This window comes from Sporosarcina sp. Y352, from assembly GCF_056786535.1.
In genome coordinates this window covers 27,676-47,348 of sequence record NZ_JBXCJE010000020.1, presented here as the reverse complement: position 1 = coordinate 47,348, position 19,673 = coordinate 27,676, and the positions used below count along the sequence as shown (strand labels likewise).

Sequence of the window (19,673 nt, the reverse complement as noted above, 5' to 3'; positions counted from 1 at the left end):
AGAGAGCAAGCTCTCTAACTTTCGCTCGACTTGCATGTATTAGGCATGCCGCCAGCGTTCGTCCTGAGCCAGGATCAAACTCTCCATAAGAACTATTTCTAAAAAGAAATAGTTTTCCATAAAGAAATCGAATAGCTCATTTCTGCTGACTTAGGAGGAATAGAATTGCATTCCTCCCTGAATCCGTAGATTCTTGTGTGTGTTTCTATTCAACCAACCGAAGCTAGCTTACATTAGAAACGTTTAGCTCAAGTGCGTTCACACTCTCGCGATATCTCATTGATGTTTTGCTGTTCAGTTTTCAAGGTTCATGTCAGAAGAATCAACTTGCATCCTTCGTCTTTAGTAGTTGTCGTTTTTTTGGAGACAACTTTTACATCATAACATTTCGTTCATTTCGTGTCAACAACTAATTTCACTCTCTATTTTCGTTGTTTTCATCGTGTCGCAAAAGCAACTTTATAAATATATCATTTCATCTCATGAAATGCAAGTCTTATTTGAAATAGTTTTCATTTCTATTTCAACGGTATTGAGGTGTACTATCTCAATCCTTTTTATCATTAAAAATTAAACATTTTCTATTCCAATACCTTCCAATAGCAAGTTGACGATTCCTAGTCAAATCCAATGATCCATCTACACTCTTCTTTACCATTGGACGTAATCTTCATCAAGCGGCAGCTTCGCCATCAACCCAATTTATGTTTTGGTCTTATTACTTTCGATATACAACAAAAATACAATCGAGCATACCTGAATCTAATCGGAGTCCAATCTAGTTGAAGTATGTTAATGAATAAGTTGTACAGAGCATTGATAACACCATTCTTCGCTATACAAAAAACAACCATCCGCTAAATCGAGATGGTTGTTTTTTTATTCAACTTTTCGAGCAAGCTGCTAACTTTATCTCGCATGTCTTCAGTTTCTTCATCTATTATCACTATTGCATGAACTGAATCTTCGTTGCTGATTAATACGATGTCACCTTCCGTAACTTCGGCTGGGACTTCATTCTTTGGAATGAGGAACTGATTTTCTTCGTTAGGATATTCCAGGAATACATACTGACCATCTTCGATTCTATCAAGTGTGTATTTTACTTTTGTCATTCGCAAGCCCACCCATCCTTGTCACGATCCATTTTCGACTGGTATGCAGCATGACCATACGGGACGCCGATGGGATGTACTGTCTTTAATTTTGTACAGTTTTTAAAATTAATGGAGCTTTGATAGATAAGGGATTCGAGGATTCAATTGAACTACACCATTATATTTTGAGTTCCATCAATAATCATTCGAAATTTCTCTACCTCTATAGAAGAAAGATTTTACAGGATGACCGGAAATGATGTCCACCGAGGGCAAGTGCGGTTGTTGCAGACTAATAATAAGAGGGACTATTTTTACGACAATACAGAAAAAAAAACGGTGAAACGTAACATGGAAATTGTGAAATTCGAGGAGGTACAATTCTGCAATCGTTATTTTTAGGCATAAAAAATTTAAAAATCGTCTATTTTTGGTATGGCTATTAAGATTCGTTAAAAACCGAACGTTTTTCAGTGCCCTCTTTTATTAGCTGGGGTGTTTTGGGACGTTTTCCTTCTTGCAGATTGTTAATGGTTAAGCCAAAATCCATCTGAAGATGAGGATAATCTTTAAAGCCGTGCCAGTCTCCTCCCCATTGAAAGCCCAGCTCCTTTGCAATTTCTGCAACCTCAAACCAGTCTGATTGACCATTTCCGTTCCCATCATATTCAGTATCCCAGATCACATTACCATTCTTAAGCTGAAGAGCAAAATCGACTGCAAGGCCAAAGTTGTGATAGGATTCGCCTCCCTCCGAATGAGTAACCACTTTTCCGGGAGTTCTTCTGCCCTTATCATAAAGCTTGTCTTGCTCCTCAAACGAACGATAATCATCTGTGATTAGGATTGCAATCTCTCTTTCTGCTGTTTTTTCTAATAAAATCCCCACTTTCTCTGCTACAACGGGGTGCAGTTCAGTTGGTAGAGTCTCTGCATTTACTTCGTATTCAACCTGGTCCGATGAACCAGGATTTCCCTTTAATAATAAAGATTGATAGGCAACAAATGCAAAGAGGAATAACAGCATTAATTTCAGTAGTTTCTTCACAAGTTGTTATCCACTCCTTCTTAAAGATTTTCGATAAAATCTATGTTTAATTTAACATGAAAAGGACAAAAATTGCACGAACTTAGTCGCAAAAAGGTAAACTACCATACTGGTAAAGAGGGTTTATCAACGCTAGTGTCAATGGTGTTAGTGACGTTGATGAAACTTTACCTGTTACATCTTAGAATGACGTTTTGAATTCACCATTCACTTTTGCTACAGTGATCTCGATAACTTTGTAGATGTGGTTCAAGATGAAGAAGATGTAACTCAAGAAGAAGAGACTGGGCCATTGAAGTTGTTGACAAACAATTAGAGAATAAAAGATTCAGATAAAATAAACAGCCATTGGCTCTCTTCCCCCCACTTACTGACTCTAACGTCCGCAATACTGAGTTTTTGTGTTGGACTGTTATTTTCTCTTTTTTCACAATCGGCCGAGTAGGTAATATTTCATAAGTATTTATTCTCATTATAACCTTATAAGTTATAATTATAGGAACGATTTTTAGAACATAGCTTTTAAAATTTAAAAAACCGACTATTAAAGTCGGCTGAATGTGTTTTATTCATAATATTTATTAAGAATTTCAATTATTTCATCGTTATTTTTATTCAGTAGCTCTTTCCCGTTAAATACCCACTTAGTTACTTCGACAATGTTATCATCATTAATACCAGTAGCTCCAGGATCTACTTCTAATATTTTTTGTATTATCGTAGTACCTTCAATCACTTTATTCTTAAGTTTTTTGGTATCATCATATTTTAGTTCAAAACCAGGTATTGTTAATTTGATATCTTTAATTTGGCTTTCAATGTCAGCTTTATTGCATTTAAATTTTTTATCTGGTGGTGAAGAATAAACGCAACTGTATACTTCCTCCTGAACAAGGAAGAATGTCTTGTCCAAATGCTCGCGGAATGCCCACATTTCTTTTGTTTTATTACTATCGTTAATAGCGCAAATTACAAAAATAACAATAGCTAATACAACAGCAAGTATGATGCCTAAAACAATAGGTCTTTTTTTTTTTTTCGAAACTTCCAAAATAAAGCTCTCCTCTGCTACTCTCTGACGTCTTCTACTAATACATAACTTTATAGTTTTCGGATAAATATGCTAATAATTTTTGCAATTCTTTGCACGTTGGTGATTTTACTTCATACTACGGACTATGACAATACCAATAAGTTTCCATCAAAAGAAAAAAAGCTCAAAAAGAGGTATTGTTACCTTGACATTTGTTCCCTGAAGTCGACATCTTCCAGTTACCCCTTTGACTTTAATTCCTTTCTTTTGACCATGTGCGAATGATTAGTTTGTAAAAGTACGCCTTTACGAACCGCTTTATTGAAATGAAATACATTAAAGAATCTCGTTCGTAAATATATAAAATCACTTTTCGAACGTTCACTCATATACTAGTAACTTCGCGAACGGATTTATAAACTTTAAGAAACAAACGTTCTAAAAGGAGTATTCTATTTTTGGAGTCACGAAAATTTGTTATATCCGATTATGAACTAAAATCATGTAAATAAAAAAGCTACTCGTGGGAGTAGCAAATCATTTTTAAAAAGTAATTGTGAAAGTTAGGTTTAGTATTTTCAGTGTGTTTGTAAAATTAACAGCACGCGCGTTTCTTGTCGCTATGTGCGATTTCCCGGGAAAAGATTATGTGGACTGCCTCTCAGCAACCTTCACGGCGATTTCGGCATTTGGAAACCCCTTTACTGCTCCTACTGCTGCTCTGATAATTCCTTCAAATACTTTTTATCCATCTAAATTATCCCCAAGTAACTTCTATAGCATTATACCAAGGTGAAAACTTCATTTTTTCTGAGCATCCATTCCCCTATTCTGCTCCGCTTCCATACATAGTTACATAGTTCTTAGCCGTTTCGTTTTCGGATAGGAATGGGATGAATTCAATCTTCTTATCCAACGTGATAACTCCCACTTCCCTATTACTTTAGTGCAGTGGGAAACTGATACTATGACAGTTTTAAACATCAGGGTCCGATATGTTCAACGTCTCCTTGCGTAAAACTGACGATGGAGTTGACGAACTTGCTCCGCTAGTTCAGGAACAGGGCCCTCTATTGTGGTATCACGAATAACATCATGAATGGGAAGATTTCGAACGCGCGATGGAGTAGCCCCCATTTCATTCAACCATAGTACCAACTGTTCAGACGAACTTGCAAAAACGATCCGACCTAAACCAACCCAACCATGGGCCGCAGCGCACATAGGGCAATGTTCGCCGGCGGTATATACTGTCGCCTTTGTTCTTTCTTCGGGTGTCATGTTACTGGCTGCCCATCGCGCCAAAGCAAATTCTGGATGTTGAGTATGGTCACCACCCGCAACGTGGTTATGGTCTTCTGCAAGCACCTCTCCTTTGGGTGAGACAAGTACTGAACCAAATGGCTCATCACCTTTCTCCAGTGCAGTTTTTGCTAATTCAACACAACGTCGCAGGTGCTTCAAATCTGAATCACTTATCATAATTGTATCCTCCTCGCCCTTTTCCTTCAAATTTGCTATTTTGACTTTCAATAAATATATTAGAAGTCCTTAATCCTATTTTTTGTGTAACAATTGTATTAATTAATTCTTATCCATCATTTGGATTCAACTCCTGTTTTTTGATTAATCTGTTTCAAAGTTACATACCGATTTAAATTTAGGCTAGGTTAAAGTTATTGGTTGATTTTGAATAAAGTATCATTTGTAGTATCCTGACTGTATTAATAACAAAAGGGGCAATTCAAACGACTTTAGCAAACAATACTGACGGTTAATTAAACAAGGAATTAGATCGCTGAACGAGTTTTTATAGGATATACACACCAGGTTAACATAACTCCAGTTCACGGCAGTAGTTTACTCCATTATTCAATAAGAAAAGCTGCCCTGTAAAGGCAGCTGATTGTTCAACTATGCACCCGTTTGTTGAATAATCTCTGGTTATAATCTCAATTCTATTAAGGTAAGAGAATTATAAAACCAAATCTATCTACTTTAATATATGATTATTTTAAATTACCTGGATTGATATATTTCTTTAATATACTTGGGTTTACGAACCTTATTGAAACTACCTCCCCACAATCCAAACAGACAGTTAGTACTTTTTCAAATTCTGGTACTTTTACAAATGAATTTCCACCACAGTTTTTACATTTTTGCATTTCATATCTCCCTTGTAAAGTTAATTGTCTTTCGTTAACTAATAAATTCGATATAAAAAAGACCGCCAACAGACAATCCCCTGTTGTTCAACTAATGCACCCTTTTTTGAACAACATAAGTTCACTCCCCAACATTCAATAACCATTTACGCAATTTCGCCTTCGGGTAGTACACTTTACTGTTTATAATAATATGTGGAATATCTGTATGCTCTTGAATTAAAGATTTTGTATCTTCTTTCGATATACCCATAAAATAATGCACATCATTTTCTTTAATCATTTCGTGTACATCTTCTTCGTTTAAAGAATCAACAAGATTTTTTGCATTTGGATTCTTAAAATTTTTTAGTCCATCTCCAATAAAATATCCTGCGACTGCAATTCCTACGCCTAACCAAATAAAAGACCAATCCATTATTTTCTCCCCCTAAAATAAATGTTCATTCTATCTACGATTAAACACCAAAAATGTATTCAATATTCCTTCTGTTTTTTAACTAACCCGTTAGCCATACATGTAGCGCAAAGTCAGCGCTACACCACAGAGGATGAAAATATATGCAGAACGGGTATTGGATACTACGGCTGGCGAAGAAGGTCGATGAACTATGGTGCCATAGAGCCCATCCGTTAGTCTGACTCCAACGACCACGGTGCATCACAGACTGTCGCACTCTATACGAGTAGCACTCATGGGAGATTAATCCTACTCTGGTTATTGCACCAGCCTGCCTTTATTCTATGAAGAATGGAGTTGGTTACTGATTAACTTTCAACTTAATATAATCATTTTGAAGGCTCAGCCTTTTTTTAAAAAAACTTTTTCTGAGCTTTTTTTGTTATGCAGTTTTATAGATTTTGAGCGTTTTTTAATTTTCATGGGAGTTCAACAAGAAACTAGATTCTATCACTTTTAAAAGAAAAGAAATTATATTACATTTTCTTTTTCTAAAAAAAGTTTTAAATATAATGTGCCTTTTTGATCAATCATCTCTTCTTCATTTAAATCGTACTTACCAACAAGTGTTCCAAATTCACCAGTTGATGGGTATGAGCTTTCTGAAAGAGTTATTTGATAAAAATCATTTTCAAAAAATAAACACCTTCATAATCACAATTGTTTTCATAATAACCTACATGTAAATGATATCTTTCATCGAAATTAAACATTAAATCCAACATACTTTCATTATAATATTTTTAAATTTAATAACATGATGGTTTTTAAGATTTGGGGGAACATGATAATGTAGATATGATTTTCCACCGTGCTTAACTGGAAAATAATCTAATCAATTACAACTTAATTCTTTCAACTAATTGATTCGCTTCAAAGATAGTTTCATTATTTTTCAATATTAAGCCTCCCCAAACTTTATTTGTTCTGTTTATGTGATTTTCCTTATTCATAGGAATAGGTAAGGCTTTGAAGTTATCGCCACCTTTTCCCCTCCTTCACACCGTACGTGCGACTTTCACCGCATACGGCGTTCCAACTAATCCAATTCAATTAATCATCGACACTTCTGATATAACAATATAGCCCAGGTGTCTCAATTCTTCCGTTTCAATAAGTCGGTGCCTCCCTTGGGAGGTGAACCTCTTTTAGTCTCACGAGAACCTTATTAACCGGTAAAGATTTGCCTTGCATGATTAAGTGATTCTTCATTAGTCTAGTGGCTATCCCTCCATGTGTATTAGACATTTCATCGGTACTGTACCACCACTTTCACTGATATAAAAATAAGTTATACAATAACTAGTCTCATTATTGTTTTCCTTATTACCGTTTCTTCGGGAGTAAGCCCTCCGCGTTATCAGCTTACAACGTTGAATTATATCTATTATAGAATGAACTTAGATGTTTCCTGTGAGCCTGTTAGCTATGCATATGCCTGTAACATAAGGTGGATTTTCATATTAGTTATTCTTACTCGTCCACAACTAACCTCACATTAAGTGAGATACACATTTCTATGTATTGCAGGTCTAGACCCGTACATTCGGAAATTCGTCAGCTTACCAATATCTTGTTTTGTGGCATATAGCATTCTCACCATATTCATTCAACTCAAGCATCATGATTTACACCACCCCCTCGGGTAGGATTTCGTCAGCCGTTACACTGTTACGGTAAATTCTCACGCCTTTTTGCCGAGCTTATAACACTATTATCCTTACTAAATCCAGTGCTAATCGACTAAGAGAGAGCCCTTCAAGACGTTACTCTGTCATTTGACTCTTCGATATAATCCTTCAGTTCCAATGGAACTGTCTAGCCTTTACCTGAGAGATGTGACCATCCCCAATTTAAGCTAGAAACATTTCGCACAAATAACCTGCCTCGTTAGTTGAATAACATTATTTCGCAATCTTCAATATACTTCAGCATAGATTTCTCAACTTCCTTCTATATTTTTCTTTCCAATATCCAATTAGTAAGTGTTTTAACAACGAAATTAACAAAGGCACATATATTTATGCGCTGCTGTTAATTCCTGTGCCAATTGTGGTACCAATTCATCAATATAAAGCATCTAAATGCTGATACAACAACAAAAACAGGGACACCAATTCATATGTGAATTGTGTCCTTGTTTTTTAATGTTTTCTCCCCATCTACCGAACCCGTTAAATAATTATTACTACTTTTTATTAGCAGCACATCTCTAGCATCGAGTTTTAATTCAGTTGCTTGCTCTGCTTTCATACGTTCGATTTCTCTTTCCCAATTAGGTACATCACATCAAAAAAGAAAAAGGATGCATCCGAATAAAGCGGTGGAAGAGGCTTTTGATGAGTCGAATGAACTGACTGAAAAACAAAGGCGTTTTTGTATTCAATACATTAAAGCTTCAATGCTACAAAGACTTATCAGAAGGCCGATGGATGTGCTTATTCGACCACCCTCCACGTAGTAAAACCTTTTGTGAAATTGCTATCCAAACGAGGTTGTTACACTTTCTATCCTACATACGTATCTATTGCAGAAAATGGTGGAGGTGATTACCTTACCATTGATACAGAACCATCTGAATCAGGCGTGGTAGGACAAGTTATAAATTATTGGCATGATTAGGGAAATCGTTCTGTTGAAGCAAAGAACCTCTATTAATTCGAAGTACTTAAATTAACCATAAACTAACAGTGTTGACCTTTCAATCACTTGGATTCTAGCAATCGCGGTCAGTATGCGGGTGACGATGATATCAGAGGAGTGGTTATTGTGGAGTAGTCCTGTTCGACTCGTGTATAGTGATATTGTTGCTGTGGTTGAAATTACAGTAAAGGAGGTGGGTCATTTTGCTTCACGGATATATTGTTAAACGCAATTATATTTTAGGGAGGAAGTGATCCGCTATCTCGGTTCCTTGTCCCGTTATGCAACTGGTCTTTGAGCACAGACCTAAAAGACGCTTATTTATTTTGCCCTTATAGGTGAGAACTATAAGGGCAAAAGGAGGAATTATCAATGAATTTAGAAGAAATCAAAGCATGGCTCTTAGCCAGTAAAGACAACATCGATGTAAAAACGTACCTCGGAGAACTTTCAACGCCTACAGTTGAGGGAGCGGAAGGGTATTTCCAACGAAGTATTAGATTATCAGCGTAATAAAAGGCATTTGCAGCTTTCGATTAGTGCTAAAAGACTGCTATTAAATGAATACAAGGTTGAACAACAAGAAGAAGAGGAAACTTTAGAACTTCATTCGCCCCGAAATTTTTCGTAATTGCTACATCGGATTACAACTACCTATTACGTTCTGTGTAATAAATCCGTAATTCGGACGACTTATTATTTACCCACAGTAAAAACGTGAATATGGGACATTAGATTTTACCGCCTCACATTAGAAGGGGGCACAGCAAGGGAATTCGGACCAACTATTACATTCACACAGTAAAACTCTGAAATTGCAACATCGGATTTTACCACATACTATACACGCACCGGTAAACGCGAAATTCGGACCACCGAAATTGCCCCCTTACTATATTTGCCCCTAAACTTCTGAATTTGGGACATCGGATTACAACTTCCTATCGTATTATATACAAACGAAGCCAATTCCGCACACTTTTTTCGCCTCCCTACTTAGGTATAGACACTAGAGGCGACGAATTCGGACCATCTATTTATAAGTACGACCAGAAAATGCGAAATTACAACATCTACTGTCTTATATACAAGAAAAGTAGATTTCACACGCTTTTTCACCTTTCTATTAATCAATACATAAATGAAAACGGTAATTGCGACATTTCTCGTATACTTTAGAAGGGGACGGTCTCCCTGGCAATCGGGACAAATCCACCGAATCTTTTCCGCCCCTCATTACTAATAACGTTTTAGAAAGCAAAGTGCGGAGTATTTCGGCATACAAAAATGCGAACTCGTTAAAGTACACCCCTGTTCTTTCGTTTTATTAAAGACTTAATTTAGCTTTTTCGTAAAATTCTTCGAAGCTTGGCAGACCATGAAACCACTCTTTCAAACTAATGTTATAAGCACTTCCGTCGTAGCCAATTTTAAATTCATACGCTTCATGTGGTTCATATAAGCCCGAATTCATAATTAGTATTGTCATATCCGTGACATAATGGATTTGGCAAAGACGTAAAAAACCATCCTTGATATCGCCAGAAACTAAATTTAGATATCTATTTTCAAATTCATTCATCGTACAATCCACCCTCGTATGTAATATCGTAAATAGCGACCATCGCGAAATAATCGCCCTTCTACGGAATCTGCACCGACAGACCCCGTTATATATATGTAAAAACCATTCTCCCTACTGCCCGCCGTCACCGTTCCATTCTGCCACGATTTCCTTTAAACGGATCGCAGTCATCGAGTCTCCCAAACCTTCCGCCTGCATCCGCTCAAAGTATTCTCGACCGCCCACCAAATATCCGCAGCATTTTTTCGTGTGCATACAATCGTTACCTCATTATCGCCGGTAAATAATTGCTTCATATAATCGCCCCATCCCGATTAATAAACTGATAGTACCGTAAATAGCGTAATTATGATAGGGACGCCGTAGCCTACAGTCATCCATACATAATCCGACGGGCATACTGCTTCGTCATCGTCGGCCATGAAGTAGCGACGCAAGGCCATCATACGCGAACCCTCCCGAGTTCGTCGAAATTGTGAATTACGCTAGTGCCTGCTGCTTTTAGTCGTTCAATAGCGCTGATTTCTACTGCGATTGTCATAATATACCCTCTCCATTCCGTATAGTTTATTACGTAATAAGTCTTACTTTCAACGTAATACATAATATGTAGAACGGAGTGAAACGATGCAAGCAAACGTAAAAATAACACTCGGCCAAACGCTCGAAGATGCGGGCATAACGCGCAACGCCGTAGCTGTCGAGGGCAAGATTCGCCCGGCAACGATAAGCGAGCTCTGCAACGGTGGTAGCAAGTCGATTAGCTTCGACACACTAGAACGGATTGTAAACGCCTTGAATACGCTCGATAAGGACGACAACGGCAAGCTGTACGGAATACAAGACGTAATGATAATTGAATACGGAGAATAACCGAAAAGGGCTGGCGCTTGATTGCGCGGCTCTTTTTATGTTGTGCGATATCCGGCTAAACGTAAAAAAGACCCAACGCTAATTTGCGCAAGGCCTTCCGATTCCTTCTATATAGTTACCGTTTAATATCGTAACCTCCGAATACCTTTTCCTTCGCAAGCACTTTATCGTAAGCATCGTAGAAATGTACGAGCATCGCCTCGCCGTTCGTCGCAAGCTTAACCGCGCCGCCCACCGTTTCAGCAAAGCGTTCCTTCTCGTGTTCCGCCGAATTGTACCACGCGTCGGATACGATCACCCACGTTGTTTCAAAACTGCCGTCACCGTGCGGACTCGGCATAATATCGGTTACAACGCCGTCTAACAACGCTATGAGCGCTTTCAAATCTACGAGGACAGTTTCAGCCGCAGCCGCCTTTTCCGCTATCTTCTTAGCGGCAGTCTCCGCTTTCTTTGCATCCGCAGCTACTTTCGCTTTAGCGTCAGATTCGGCTTTAACCTTCGTCGCTTCGGCCGCCTTGACCGCGTTCTCTTTCTCTATCTCGGCAATACGTGCGACATCTTCCTCCGCTGCCGCAATCTCTTCCGCCGACTTAACCGCGACCACTGGCGCTTTCTTCTCCACCTTCGCGACTTCCATAGACTTCTCAATTTCCGCAGGAAATTCCGGCTCAATCTCTTCCGGCGAAAACATTCCGATTACCACAATCACCGCAAACGTACCGCCCCATACTTTCCAACGCTTATACAATGGCTTTTTCAATAAAATCCCCCCCGACAAGATTATGTTTCCTGATTATTCCAACTATATACGTTTCCAAATATTTCCGCTATAACAAAATAACTATTTTAATAAACTGCAAATTCAACCGGCACTTTAAAGCATGGCTGAACGTCGAACTCTTTGAATAAATTGCTAAATAACGCTTTGTCGATTAATTCGCGAAGCACTCCGTCGTAATATCCAGTTAAATTACGTTGCTTCTTCCTCTTAGTTGCTTGCGTGGTAATATGTAGCGCCTGCATTGCTAAATCCTCGGATAAATCAACTGCGACCGAAAGCGCCGGCTTTTTCTTCGACACAAAAAACGCCTCCTAACTCCGTAGTGGAATCGGTGATAATACGGATGTTGACCGTATCACTCTACGTGTTAAAAGGCGTTCATATCGGGCTTTATCACCCTATTTCGGTATATCCCAGGAGGACGTGTAAATGTGTTGATTAACCTTGTAGATATCACATTTCTAAATACCATGTGTTGTATTTGTGTTGTGTTTGATTAAGAACCAAGGCTTCCAACAATCTATTATGCTGGACAGAAATTAAAATAGAGTTCAATTTACGGGGTTATATGGAAGTTCGTTAACAAAGACAGATACTGAGTTTTCATGGAACAAAAACACAGTTTACAATGTAATTTTGATACGGCGAATATTTTACGGGTGGGAACGGTTATTGCTATTGACGCCCCGAGTTCAAAAAGTTGTACGCTAATTTGTATCGGGTTAGATGAATAGGTATAAAGCCCTAAACATTAAATTATCGCGCGTAAGTAGCATTGACCAGCCGCGGCGATATTGAAGGGGGCACTTGGGGGTAGCCGGATTCCCCCGTCGTACCTATCGCCATGCACGTAAATAACGGCTATCAATACGCTTTGTTTCAAGCGTTAATAACGGCGTTGTTTCGTCTGCTTATATACGTTACATCGAGGCGCTGTCCGCTCAGAACATGTCTAGACCACGGACAGACTCGCGTATCTCTTCATCACGTATACCGATATAACGGCGCGTCATTCGCTGCGATGAATGATTAAGTATTTCCGATAATGTTACGATGTCTTTCGTCTTCTTATAGTAGAAATAGCCGAATGTTTTACGTAGAGAATGCGTTCCGATGAAATCCCAGCCGAGCAAATCAGCGGCCTTGGCGAGCGCCCTATAGCCCTGTGTAGTCGATATGTGCCCACCCTTGGCCGACGCGAATAGGTAGCCCTCCGACGGCTGTCCGTCTAGGTAGTCGGTTATCTCCGGCATGATGTCGTCAAGATAGACCTCGCGCATCTTCTTCGTCTTACCTTCCTTGACGAGAACGCTACTACGCCCCTTAACGTCTTCGATACGCATCTGTACGATATCGCCTATTCGTAGCCCCGTTGTTATTCCGAGTTTGAATAGAAGAACGTTGCGATCCGCTGTCATCGGTGAAGCTAGAATTATTGCCTTGATGAATTTCTCGATATCCTCGGTCGTTCTAATCGGCTGTACTTTTTGCATGAATTTCGCTCCTCTTTAGATGTACGGTTATGTATTTTTATTGACTATACCATACGTCTAAATGGAACACAACTACTAAATGCGATATCTACGCGATTTCCGATGTATCCTTTTGTCTAAAGCTTACATCAGCGATTAGCCAAAAGATATGCGATTAATCGGAAGTAAACCCAAATACAAATACAAATACAAATACAAATACCGCGAAGTCTGAATGACCTAACACCTTGCTGACGAGTTCTAAGTCGCCTTTGCTACGCTTGTATATGTCTTTTGCGAAGCCTCGACGTAGCCCGTAAGGATTTATGTTTCGAATTCCATACGTCCGCTTATAATAATTTAGATGCTACGCTATTGCGTTGGACTTCGGCGCATTAGGATTAATAATGCCCTCGGCCTGCTGCGTGATAAATACGTAATCATTAACTACACCCTTCTCTTCTCGGATGATCCGGTTCTGCTCGAATAGTACCTCGAGTATTTTCTGTAACCGTCCGTCAATAGGAAGTAGAATGACTTTTAAAAGAGGAGGGAACGGATGTGCGTGTTGAATTGATTAAGTCGATGGATCGGAATTATGCAGAAATTTTAATCTCATTTAGACGTGCATTTTCTAAGATATAATTATTGAAAAGGTTTAATTTTTATAATAATGGATACCCTATTTCATAGTATGCGTTATCATAAAAATAAAGAAATTCGGAGGTATGAATATGGATTTGCAAGTTGAGTTATTAGAAGAGAATAGTGTTCAGCGTTTCAAAATTGTCGGTGAGATTGACGCCTTCACAGCACCAATGTTAAGAGAACGTCTTGCAACTGTTGAAAAAGCAAAAGATACACAAGCTGAATTAGATTTGTCCGAAGTTAATTATATGGATAGTACAGGACTGGGTGTTTTTGTTGGTTTTTATAAAGTTGTCAAGGCAAATGGAGGACATGTTAAAATTGTTGGCGTTAACACACGTCTGAAAAGGCTTTTTGATATAACTGGCTTAGGAGAAGTTATGGATATTGAAATGGAAGAAAGCGGGAACGAAGATGCAACCGTATGATTATATTGAAATTCGAGTTCCCGCAAAAGCTCAATATGTTGGTGTAGCCCAAATTCGTCTTTATTGTTAGTACTTGGATTGTTATATTTCCAATTAATCGCTGCTGCGAACAAATCCGCAAATTGTAAAAATATACTCTTATGAGACTCCATCCGGATTAATTGATCCATTACTAATTGATCTTCATTATGAAGTTTAAAATTATCAATTTCAATTCTCTTAAAAGTGCCTGTGCATCAAACAAAGACAAACAACTCACGCATCTGAATAAAAATACAAAAAAGCAGTAATTAGCCAAATTTTCTGTCCTTTATTCTGTTATTATACAATTTTAGTTAATTGCCTGATGTTCAGATAGCGTTTTAATTGTTGGTATAAATATTTTTTCAGTTTAAAGTGTACATATATGGAAAAAAATTCGGTGGATATCAATCTTAGGGGGAAGAGTTTTGGATAAGGCATGGATAGATGAGGAAATTAAACAGTATATTAAAGATCATAAAAAAGCTTTCGAAAACCAATTATTAGGTCAAGCTGGAAATGTAAGAGATAAAATTGACGATATCTTAAGATTTGGGGAAGTTGACCTCATTAACAATGCACATAAACTAGTTAATTATGTCATTGATGGCGATAAACTTACGGAACTTCAGTTATTTGCTAAACAAGAAGGAATAGCATGGGCTACCCATTCCATTGCTTTAACTTTTAAACTGGAATGGGTACAAGCGATTCGCAGGACTCTTTGGAACTTCATACAAGAATATAACAAGGATGAGAAAAAGTTCACGATTGATATGGTTTTTATATTGGAAAAACAATTTAATAGTCAAATTGATGACTTTTTAAATTCATTCTTTATTAGCTATTCTACATTTAAAGATTCATTGATTTCGGCTCAAAGGGAAATAGTTGCAAACTTATCTGTCCCTATTATTCCAATAACACCAAGCATATGTATACTTCCCTTAATTGGCGCAATGGACTCATTTAGAACAACTATCCTAGAGGAAAAGGTTTTAGAAGAGGTTAACAGACTTCATGTTCAAACATTAATCATTGACTTATCTGGCATAGCAAGTATGGAAAGTGATGGAATTGAATATCTTATGACAACGATTTACAGTACTTCCTTGATGGGATGTCGCACAATCATTACTGGTTTGCGTCCAGATGTTGTTAGACAGTTGAATAGTTCAGGTATTAATTTTAATAAAGAAACGAAAACCTTTGGTACTTTACAACAAGCATTAAATGAATTCTTACTAAAATAATAAAGTTAGAAAATCGAGGACGACTAAGAAGAAAGTAAGCTTCGCACAATAATTCGCTTTCTTAATAATGGAGATGCTAATAATGAGCACAGAGTTTATATTAAGTACAGGTAGTATTGATGGTGACGATTTACCTTTTGAAATCAAGATAAAAGGAAATGAAGACAGTGATTTAGATACGGTATTAAAGTAAATTAATTCAATAAATATTACACTACCAAAAACAAAAAAAGCGACCTACCAACAATCAAATCTGTGGATGTTGTGACCCCTTAAAGTTAGAGTTTTATATTATGCAGCTAATTGGCTGGTATGCAGACGGTATTGAACCGGACTCATGCCAGCTAATTTTTTCTTGATACGCTTGTTATTGTAATAATTGATGTAAGTCTCAATATCTCTTTTTAACTCCTCGTATGTGCGAAGCGCTACCCCATAATACATCTCCTGCTTCAAAAGACTAAAGAAGTTCTCCATTGGTGAATTATCTAGACAGTTCCCTTTACGGGACATACTTTTGAACACATGATGTGCCTTAAGGGTCTTCACCCAATTCCTATGCTGATAATGCCATCCTTGATCAGAATGTATAGTGGTCCGGTATTTTGAGTCTTTTACGATTTGAAGGGCGTCTTCTAACGGTTTCATCACAAAGTCCAGCGTTGGATGCATATGAATGCCGTATGAGAGAATCTCTCCGTTATACATGTCCATAATTGGGCTGAGATAAAGTTTAAACCCATCTGAGCACTTGAATTCTGTAATGTCTGTTGTCAGCTTTTGATAAGCCGTATTTGTGTAGAAACGGCGATGAATAAGGTTCTTCGCAACAGCACCTACGGTGCCTTGATAGGAACTATAGCGACGAGATTTCCGAGTGAATTTCTCTACTTTGAGTCCGAGCTTCCTCATGATACGCTGAACTTTCTTGTGGTTCACTGAAATACCTTTGTTTTTCAACGCCAGCTGAATTCGACGGTAACCATAGTTTTCATCATTCTCTTCAAAAATAGTTTGAATTTCTTCTTCCAACTCCTGGTTAGGGTTCTCCGTCATCATTCCTTTCAGATGATAATGATAAGAAGATTCGGGGATGCCTACGACTTGAAGGATGTCCTTTAGTGGGAAGTTTTCTTTGAGTTCGAATGATAACGCTGTTTGTGCTTTTCGAGATAACCCTCCGGATCCATCTGAAAAGCTTTTAACTTTTTTAAATAAGCTACCTCCAAACGGAGTAGTTCATTTTCACGTTCTAGTTTCTGTTCACGCGTCATCTCATCCTGTTGTGTGGGCTGCTTATTTTTCTTGACGCTCTTGGCTTTGTCCGACATGGCTGGCCGTCCTTTCGGTTTGTCCAGGGCTTCAACACCGCCTTCAAGGAACTTTTTATTCCAAGAAGAGATCATCGGTGGGTTCGTTAACCCAAAATGAAGAGCTGTTTCAGTTCGAGAAGCGCCTGTCCTATCCATAAAGCTTAGTACATCCAGCTTGAATTGAACAGAATAAATTTCATGTTTCTTTTTTATAGATAGCCCTATTGCGCCGTATTTCTGGTAAACGTTCACCCAATTACTAAGCTGCGTATGTGATTTTATATCGTATTTACGCACTAGCAACTTTAAACCAAGTGGACCATCTAGATACTCTTTCACAACCATCAACTTAAACTCATCGCTATATTTAGCCATAATAAAACACCCCAAAAGTTAGATTTTGACTCTAACTTTTGGGGTGCACAACAGGATGGGTCGCTTTATCTTTGGACTTATTTAACCTTCTCACGGATAACTGGACAAATAAAAAGACCGACAATTGACGATCTCCTAACGATTCTCACCGTATTTAGTTTTTCAGCCATCCGGCATATCCATTGGCATACCTTTTCCGTAAGGAATAGCTTCAGCCTTTGTTCTGCCGACTTCACCTGGCTTCATACGTTATAACCTGTCAGTTATAACGCATGCAGGAGTATTAACGGGATGGTTTTAGGAAACGTGGTTCCTTCATTCCCATCCTCCATTGTAAAGTTAAGATTTTAAATCATATAATCTCCTGCATTTCACGCTGTAAGCGTTTATAACAGAACTTGTCGCGCGCACCCGTTAGTTAAATAAGGATTGCACCTGTATCTCGGTAAAATGAAAACAATCTTTTATTAACAAATTTGATTTTAAGCAGTGAAATCATCAATAACTTCAACCACTTCTATTTTTCCATCAATTAAGAGTTCTGGAAGCTCGTTTTTCACATTACCCTGCCAATATTCTCTAGCTTGTTCAATTTTTTGAGAGAATGGAACTCCATCTTCTTTTGGTAATAGGTTTCCATCCCCCTCAAAAGAATTTCCAGTAACTCGAAGTTTAACTATCTGCAAAACATTCCGATTATGTGAATCAAATAGTTCTTTCCATTTCAATACGTCTTCATAGTTTTTTGTAGCGTATAAACAAGACATTCTTGAAGGGGATTCTGGATATTCTTGTAGTCTGACCATTTCTACTATCACTTCTCTGATAGCTCTTATTGTTTGGTCTGCATACTTAATGGCAACATCGGCATTTTCTTTATTCAAGTACAAGCCTTCATTTGTATAATGTTCTAGTAAAATCCGAAAAAAGTCTTCTCCTTTAGAATTCAATTGTTCTCTTTCAAAAAAGAAGCTATATAAGGTATTTCTATGGTTCTTGTCAAAGATAATTATTTGACCTAGACTCATTTTATTTCTAGTAACAATGTGATAAACATACAGCTCATTTTCAAGTAGATAGTCTTTTTAATCTTACTTTTTATCTTTTTTATTTATAAAAATTAGCTATGTCATATAATTTTTTTCATTAGTTAAAGAGCTTTAGTCTAATTTCTGTGCCATTCCTGTACGTGAAGATGTTTCAATTGCATCAAGAAGCTGATGGTGAGCTAGCGCATGGGCGAAATCTGGCGTAAGTTTGGTGCCTTCACGAATATCCTTTGCAAACTGCGCGTATAGTCTTCCAGTGCTCCCCAGTCCACCAATTGCTAGACTCTTACCTAATTCATAATAAGAAGAAGGAATTACCATCTCGCTGACCGTTGTATCTTCCCCGCGACCACCTTCCAATGTTAAATCCGTTAACTGAACTTGTCCAATTGGAGCAGTTAAGACCAAGTCACCTTTACTTCCGTTAATTTCCCAACGCATATTATCTCCACGAGAACTACCGCCCCGATAAAATACAGAAATTGCTGCACCACTATCTACTGTACCTATAATGGAAGCATAATTTGGCGAAGTAACAGGGATCCTTTTATTTTCTTCCGCTAACAGAACTTCTTGTTGATTGGCTACAAGCTTAGCTGCAACATTTGTAAAATCGCCCAGCATGTAAGATAAAGCATCTAAGGCATGAAAAACTGGAATCGATAGGACCGTTGCGCCGTTCGTTGCATCATATAAATATGCACTGTTACGATCTGTAACATTCCCCCAACCCCCGCCTGATCCAACTAGGATTGATCCTTGCACCTCACCAATATAACCCTCTGCAATTAAATCACGCACGTAACGAATAGCTGGTTGGAAACGTGCTTGCAAGCCTACCGCAGTGCGAACACCAGCTAGCTCAGCACGTTTAGCAAGATCTTCTGCTTCTGCTAGACCATTACCAAGTGGCCATTCTGAAAACACCATTTTACCTGCATCTAACGCAGCAGAGACAAGTTCATGATGGTCAGGTACTTTTACTGTTACGACGACTAAATCCACATCAGGGTGATTAACCAAATCCTGATGATTATCAAAAGCTGGCACTCCAAATTCTTTTTTGGCTGCTTCTGCTGATTCACGGCGACTCGTACTTACTGCTCTCAGTTCATAATCTTCAGACAGGGCTTTAATAGCTGGAATATGTGCGTTCACTGCCCAACTACCAGGGTTTAATGGGCTTGCTCCAATAATGCCAACACCTATTTTCTTTTTACTTACTTGTTTTTCAGTTGTCATGTTAACACTCCTTCTTAAATTCTATAAGCTTGTTATTTTTTATAATTTTTTCACATCTTTAATAACTTTTAATTTAATTGGCTTGCTAATTTAATAACTCTAAAAGATATAAAATATCTGCAATTAATTTCTTGTAATCTCACTTTTCGTACAGGTAGAGAAGCAAGAGATACATAGCCCT

General features: G+C 38.0%; 21 protein-coding genes, 1 rRNA gene and 2 pseudogenes. 5 read left to right on the top strand and 19 right to left on the bottom strand.

The window, feature by feature from the left end:
* The 10 genes from AC1TO6_RS20100 to AC1TO6_RS20055 form a co-directional block, all read right to left on the bottom strand.
* Nucleotides 1-90 (bottom strand): 16S ribosomal RNA (locus AC1TO6_RS20100); the annotation flags it as partial.
* A gap of 767 nt (nucleotides 91-857) precedes the next feature.
* On the bottom strand, nucleotides 858-1,115 hold the full coding sequence (locus tag AC1TO6_RS20095; protein ID WP_482103374.1) for a DUF3006 domain-containing protein: 258 nt from the start codon (nucleotides 1,113-1,115) through the stop codon (nucleotides 858-860).
* Entirely contained in the window at nucleotides 1,112-1,186 is a 75-nt protein-coding gene (locus AC1TO6_RS20090) for an excalibur calcium-binding domain-containing protein (protein WP_482103375.1), read from the bottom strand. The genes AC1TO6_RS20095 and AC1TO6_RS20090 overlap by 4 nt, the downstream gene beginning before the upstream one ends.
* A 353-nt stretch (nucleotides 1,187-1,539) precedes the next feature.
* A complete protein-coding gene (locus AC1TO6_RS20085; RefSeq protein WP_482103373.1) occupies nucleotides 1,540-2,145 on the bottom strand; it encodes a M15 family metallopeptidase in 606 nt (201 codons plus the stop codon).
* A 565-nt stretch (nucleotides 2,146-2,710) separates the two neighbouring features.
* Nucleotides 2,711-3,196 (bottom strand): hypothetical protein, encoded by a 486-nt coding sequence (locus AC1TO6_RS20080; RefSeq protein ID WP_482103372.1) that lies wholly within the window; start codon nucleotides 3,194-3,196, stop codon nucleotides 2,711-2,713.
* A gap of 981 nt (nucleotides 3,197-4,177) precedes the next feature.
* Nucleotides 4,178-4,660: a nucleoside deaminase gene (locus AC1TO6_RS20075; protein WP_482103371.1), complete on the bottom strand. Its 483-nt coding sequence runs from the start codon at nucleotides 4,658-4,660 to the stop codon at nucleotides 4,178-4,180.
* Between the two features lie 527 nt (nucleotides 4,661-5,187).
* A complete protein-coding gene (locus AC1TO6_RS20070; protein WP_482103370.1) occupies nucleotides 5,188-5,346 on the bottom strand; it encodes a hypothetical protein in 159 nt (52 codons plus the stop codon).
* Between the two features lie 121 nt (nucleotides 5,347-5,467).
* Nucleotides 5,468-5,764 carry a DNA-binding protein gene (locus AC1TO6_RS20065; protein ID WP_482103369.1) on the bottom strand — a complete coding sequence of 99 codons (297 nt, stop codon included), beginning with the start codon at nucleotides 5,762-5,764 and terminating at the stop codon, nucleotides 5,468-5,470.
* A 653-nt stretch (nucleotides 5,765-6,417) separates the two neighbouring features.
* Entirely contained in the window at nucleotides 6,418-6,519 is a 102-nt protein-coding gene (locus AC1TO6_RS20060; RefSeq protein ID WP_482103368.1) for a DUF3986 family protein, read from the bottom strand.
* Between the two features lie 1,405 nt (nucleotides 6,520-7,924).
* Nucleotides 7,925-8,059, bottom strand: a complete 135-nt coding sequence (locus tag AC1TO6_RS20055) for a hypothetical protein (RefSeq protein ID WP_482103367.1) — start codon at nucleotides 8,057-8,059, stop codon at nucleotides 7,925-7,927.
* 264 nt (nucleotides 8,060-8,323) lie between these two features.
* Here AC1TO6_RS20055 and AC1TO6_RS20050 point away from each other — a divergent pair.
* Together AC1TO6_RS20050 and AC1TO6_RS20045 are read left to right on the top strand one after the other, a co-directional pair.
* Nucleotides 8,324-8,425 (top strand): annotated as a pseudogene (locus AC1TO6_RS20050) (SMI1/KNR4 family protein); the annotation flags it as partial.
* A gap of 396 nt (nucleotides 8,426-8,821) precedes the next feature.
* Nucleotides 8,822-8,962: a hypothetical protein gene (locus AC1TO6_RS20045; RefSeq protein ID WP_482103366.1), complete on the top strand. Its 141-nt coding sequence runs from the start codon at nucleotides 8,822-8,824 to the stop codon at nucleotides 8,960-8,962.
* A gap of 814 nt (nucleotides 8,963-9,776) precedes the next feature.
* Here the strand turns inward: AC1TO6_RS20045 and AC1TO6_RS20040 are convergent.
* Both AC1TO6_RS20040 and AC1TO6_RS20035 read right to left on the bottom strand, forming a co-directional pair.
* Nucleotides 9,777-10,031 (bottom strand): hypothetical protein, encoded by a 255-nt coding sequence (locus AC1TO6_RS20040; RefSeq protein ID WP_482103365.1) that lies wholly within the window; start codon nucleotides 10,029-10,031, stop codon nucleotides 9,777-9,779.
* Between the two features lie 317 nt (nucleotides 10,032-10,348).
* Nucleotides 10,349-10,480 carry a hypothetical protein gene (locus AC1TO6_RS20035; RefSeq protein WP_482103364.1) on the bottom strand — a complete coding sequence of 44 codons (132 nt, stop codon included), beginning with the start codon at nucleotides 10,478-10,480 and terminating at the stop codon, nucleotides 10,349-10,351.
* Nucleotides 10,481-10,661: 181 nt separating this feature from the next.
* Here AC1TO6_RS20035 and AC1TO6_RS20030 point away from each other — a divergent pair, with 181 nt between their 5' ends.
* A complete protein-coding gene (locus tag AC1TO6_RS20030; protein ID WP_482103363.1) occupies nucleotides 10,662-10,907 on the top strand; it encodes a helix-turn-helix domain-containing protein in 246 nt (81 codons plus the stop codon).
* 115 nt (nucleotides 10,908-11,022) lie between these two features.
* Here AC1TO6_RS20030 and AC1TO6_RS20025 read toward each other — a convergent pair whose 3' ends face one another.
* The 3 genes from AC1TO6_RS20025 to AC1TO6_RS20015 form a co-directional block, all read right to left on the bottom strand.
* Complete coding sequence (locus AC1TO6_RS20025) at nucleotides 11,023-11,688, bottom strand: hypothetical protein (protein ID WP_482103362.1); 666 nt, start codon at nucleotides 11,686-11,688, stop codon at nucleotides 11,023-11,025.
* 68 nt (nucleotides 11,689-11,756) lie between these two features.
* On the bottom strand, nucleotides 11,757-11,990 hold the full coding sequence (locus AC1TO6_RS20020) for a hypothetical protein (RefSeq protein ID WP_482103361.1): 234 nt from the start codon (nucleotides 11,988-11,990) through the stop codon (nucleotides 11,757-11,759).
* Between the two features lie 642 nt (nucleotides 11,991-12,632).
* A complete protein-coding gene (locus tag AC1TO6_RS20015; RefSeq protein WP_482103360.1) occupies nucleotides 12,633-13,184 on the bottom strand; it encodes a tyrosine-type recombinase/integrase in 552 nt (183 codons plus the stop codon).
* Nucleotides 13,185-13,897: 713 nt separating this feature from the next.
* Here AC1TO6_RS20015 and AC1TO6_RS20010 point away from each other — a divergent pair.
* Nucleotides 13,898-14,239 (top strand): STAS domain-containing protein, encoded by a 342-nt coding sequence (locus AC1TO6_RS20010; protein ID WP_482103359.1) that lies wholly within the window; start codon nucleotides 13,898-13,900, stop codon nucleotides 14,237-14,239.
* 449 nt (nucleotides 14,240-14,688) lie between these two features.
* Nucleotides 14,689-15,513: an STAS domain-containing protein gene (locus tag AC1TO6_RS20005; protein WP_482103358.1), complete on the top strand. Its 825-nt coding sequence runs from the start codon at nucleotides 14,689-14,691 to the stop codon at nucleotides 15,511-15,513.
* A gap of 291 nt (nucleotides 15,514-15,804) precedes the next feature.
* On the opposite strand, the pseudogene AC1TO6_RS20000 reads toward AC1TO6_RS20005, so the two are convergent.
* The 4 genes and pseudogenes from AC1TO6_RS20000 to AC1TO6_RS19985 form a co-directional block, all read right to left on the bottom strand.
* Nucleotides 15,805-16,665 (bottom strand): annotated as a pseudogene (locus AC1TO6_RS20000) (IS3 family transposase); the annotation flags it as partial.
* Nucleotides 16,632-17,201: a transposase gene (locus AC1TO6_RS19995; RefSeq protein WP_482103357.1), complete on the bottom strand. Its 570-nt coding sequence runs from the start codon at nucleotides 17,199-17,201 to the stop codon at nucleotides 16,632-16,634. The gene AC1TO6_RS19995 and the pseudogene AC1TO6_RS20000, both read right to left, overlap by 34 nt.
* 482 nt (nucleotides 17,202-17,683) lie before the next feature.
* The gene (locus AC1TO6_RS19990; protein WP_482103356.1) at nucleotides 17,684-18,229 is read right to left on the bottom strand and encodes a DUF2441 domain-containing protein; all 546 of its coding nucleotides are present in this window, start codon (nucleotides 18,227-18,229) and stop codon (nucleotides 17,684-17,686) included.
* A 132-nt stretch (nucleotides 18,230-18,361) separates the two neighbouring features.
* Nucleotides 18,362-19,492 carry a Gfo/Idh/MocA family protein gene (locus tag AC1TO6_RS19985; RefSeq protein ID WP_482103355.1) on the bottom strand — a complete coding sequence of 377 codons (1,131 nt, stop codon included), beginning with the start codon at nucleotides 19,490-19,492 and terminating at the stop codon, nucleotides 18,362-18,364.
* Between the last annotated feature and the right edge of the window lie 181 nt (nucleotides 19,493-19,673).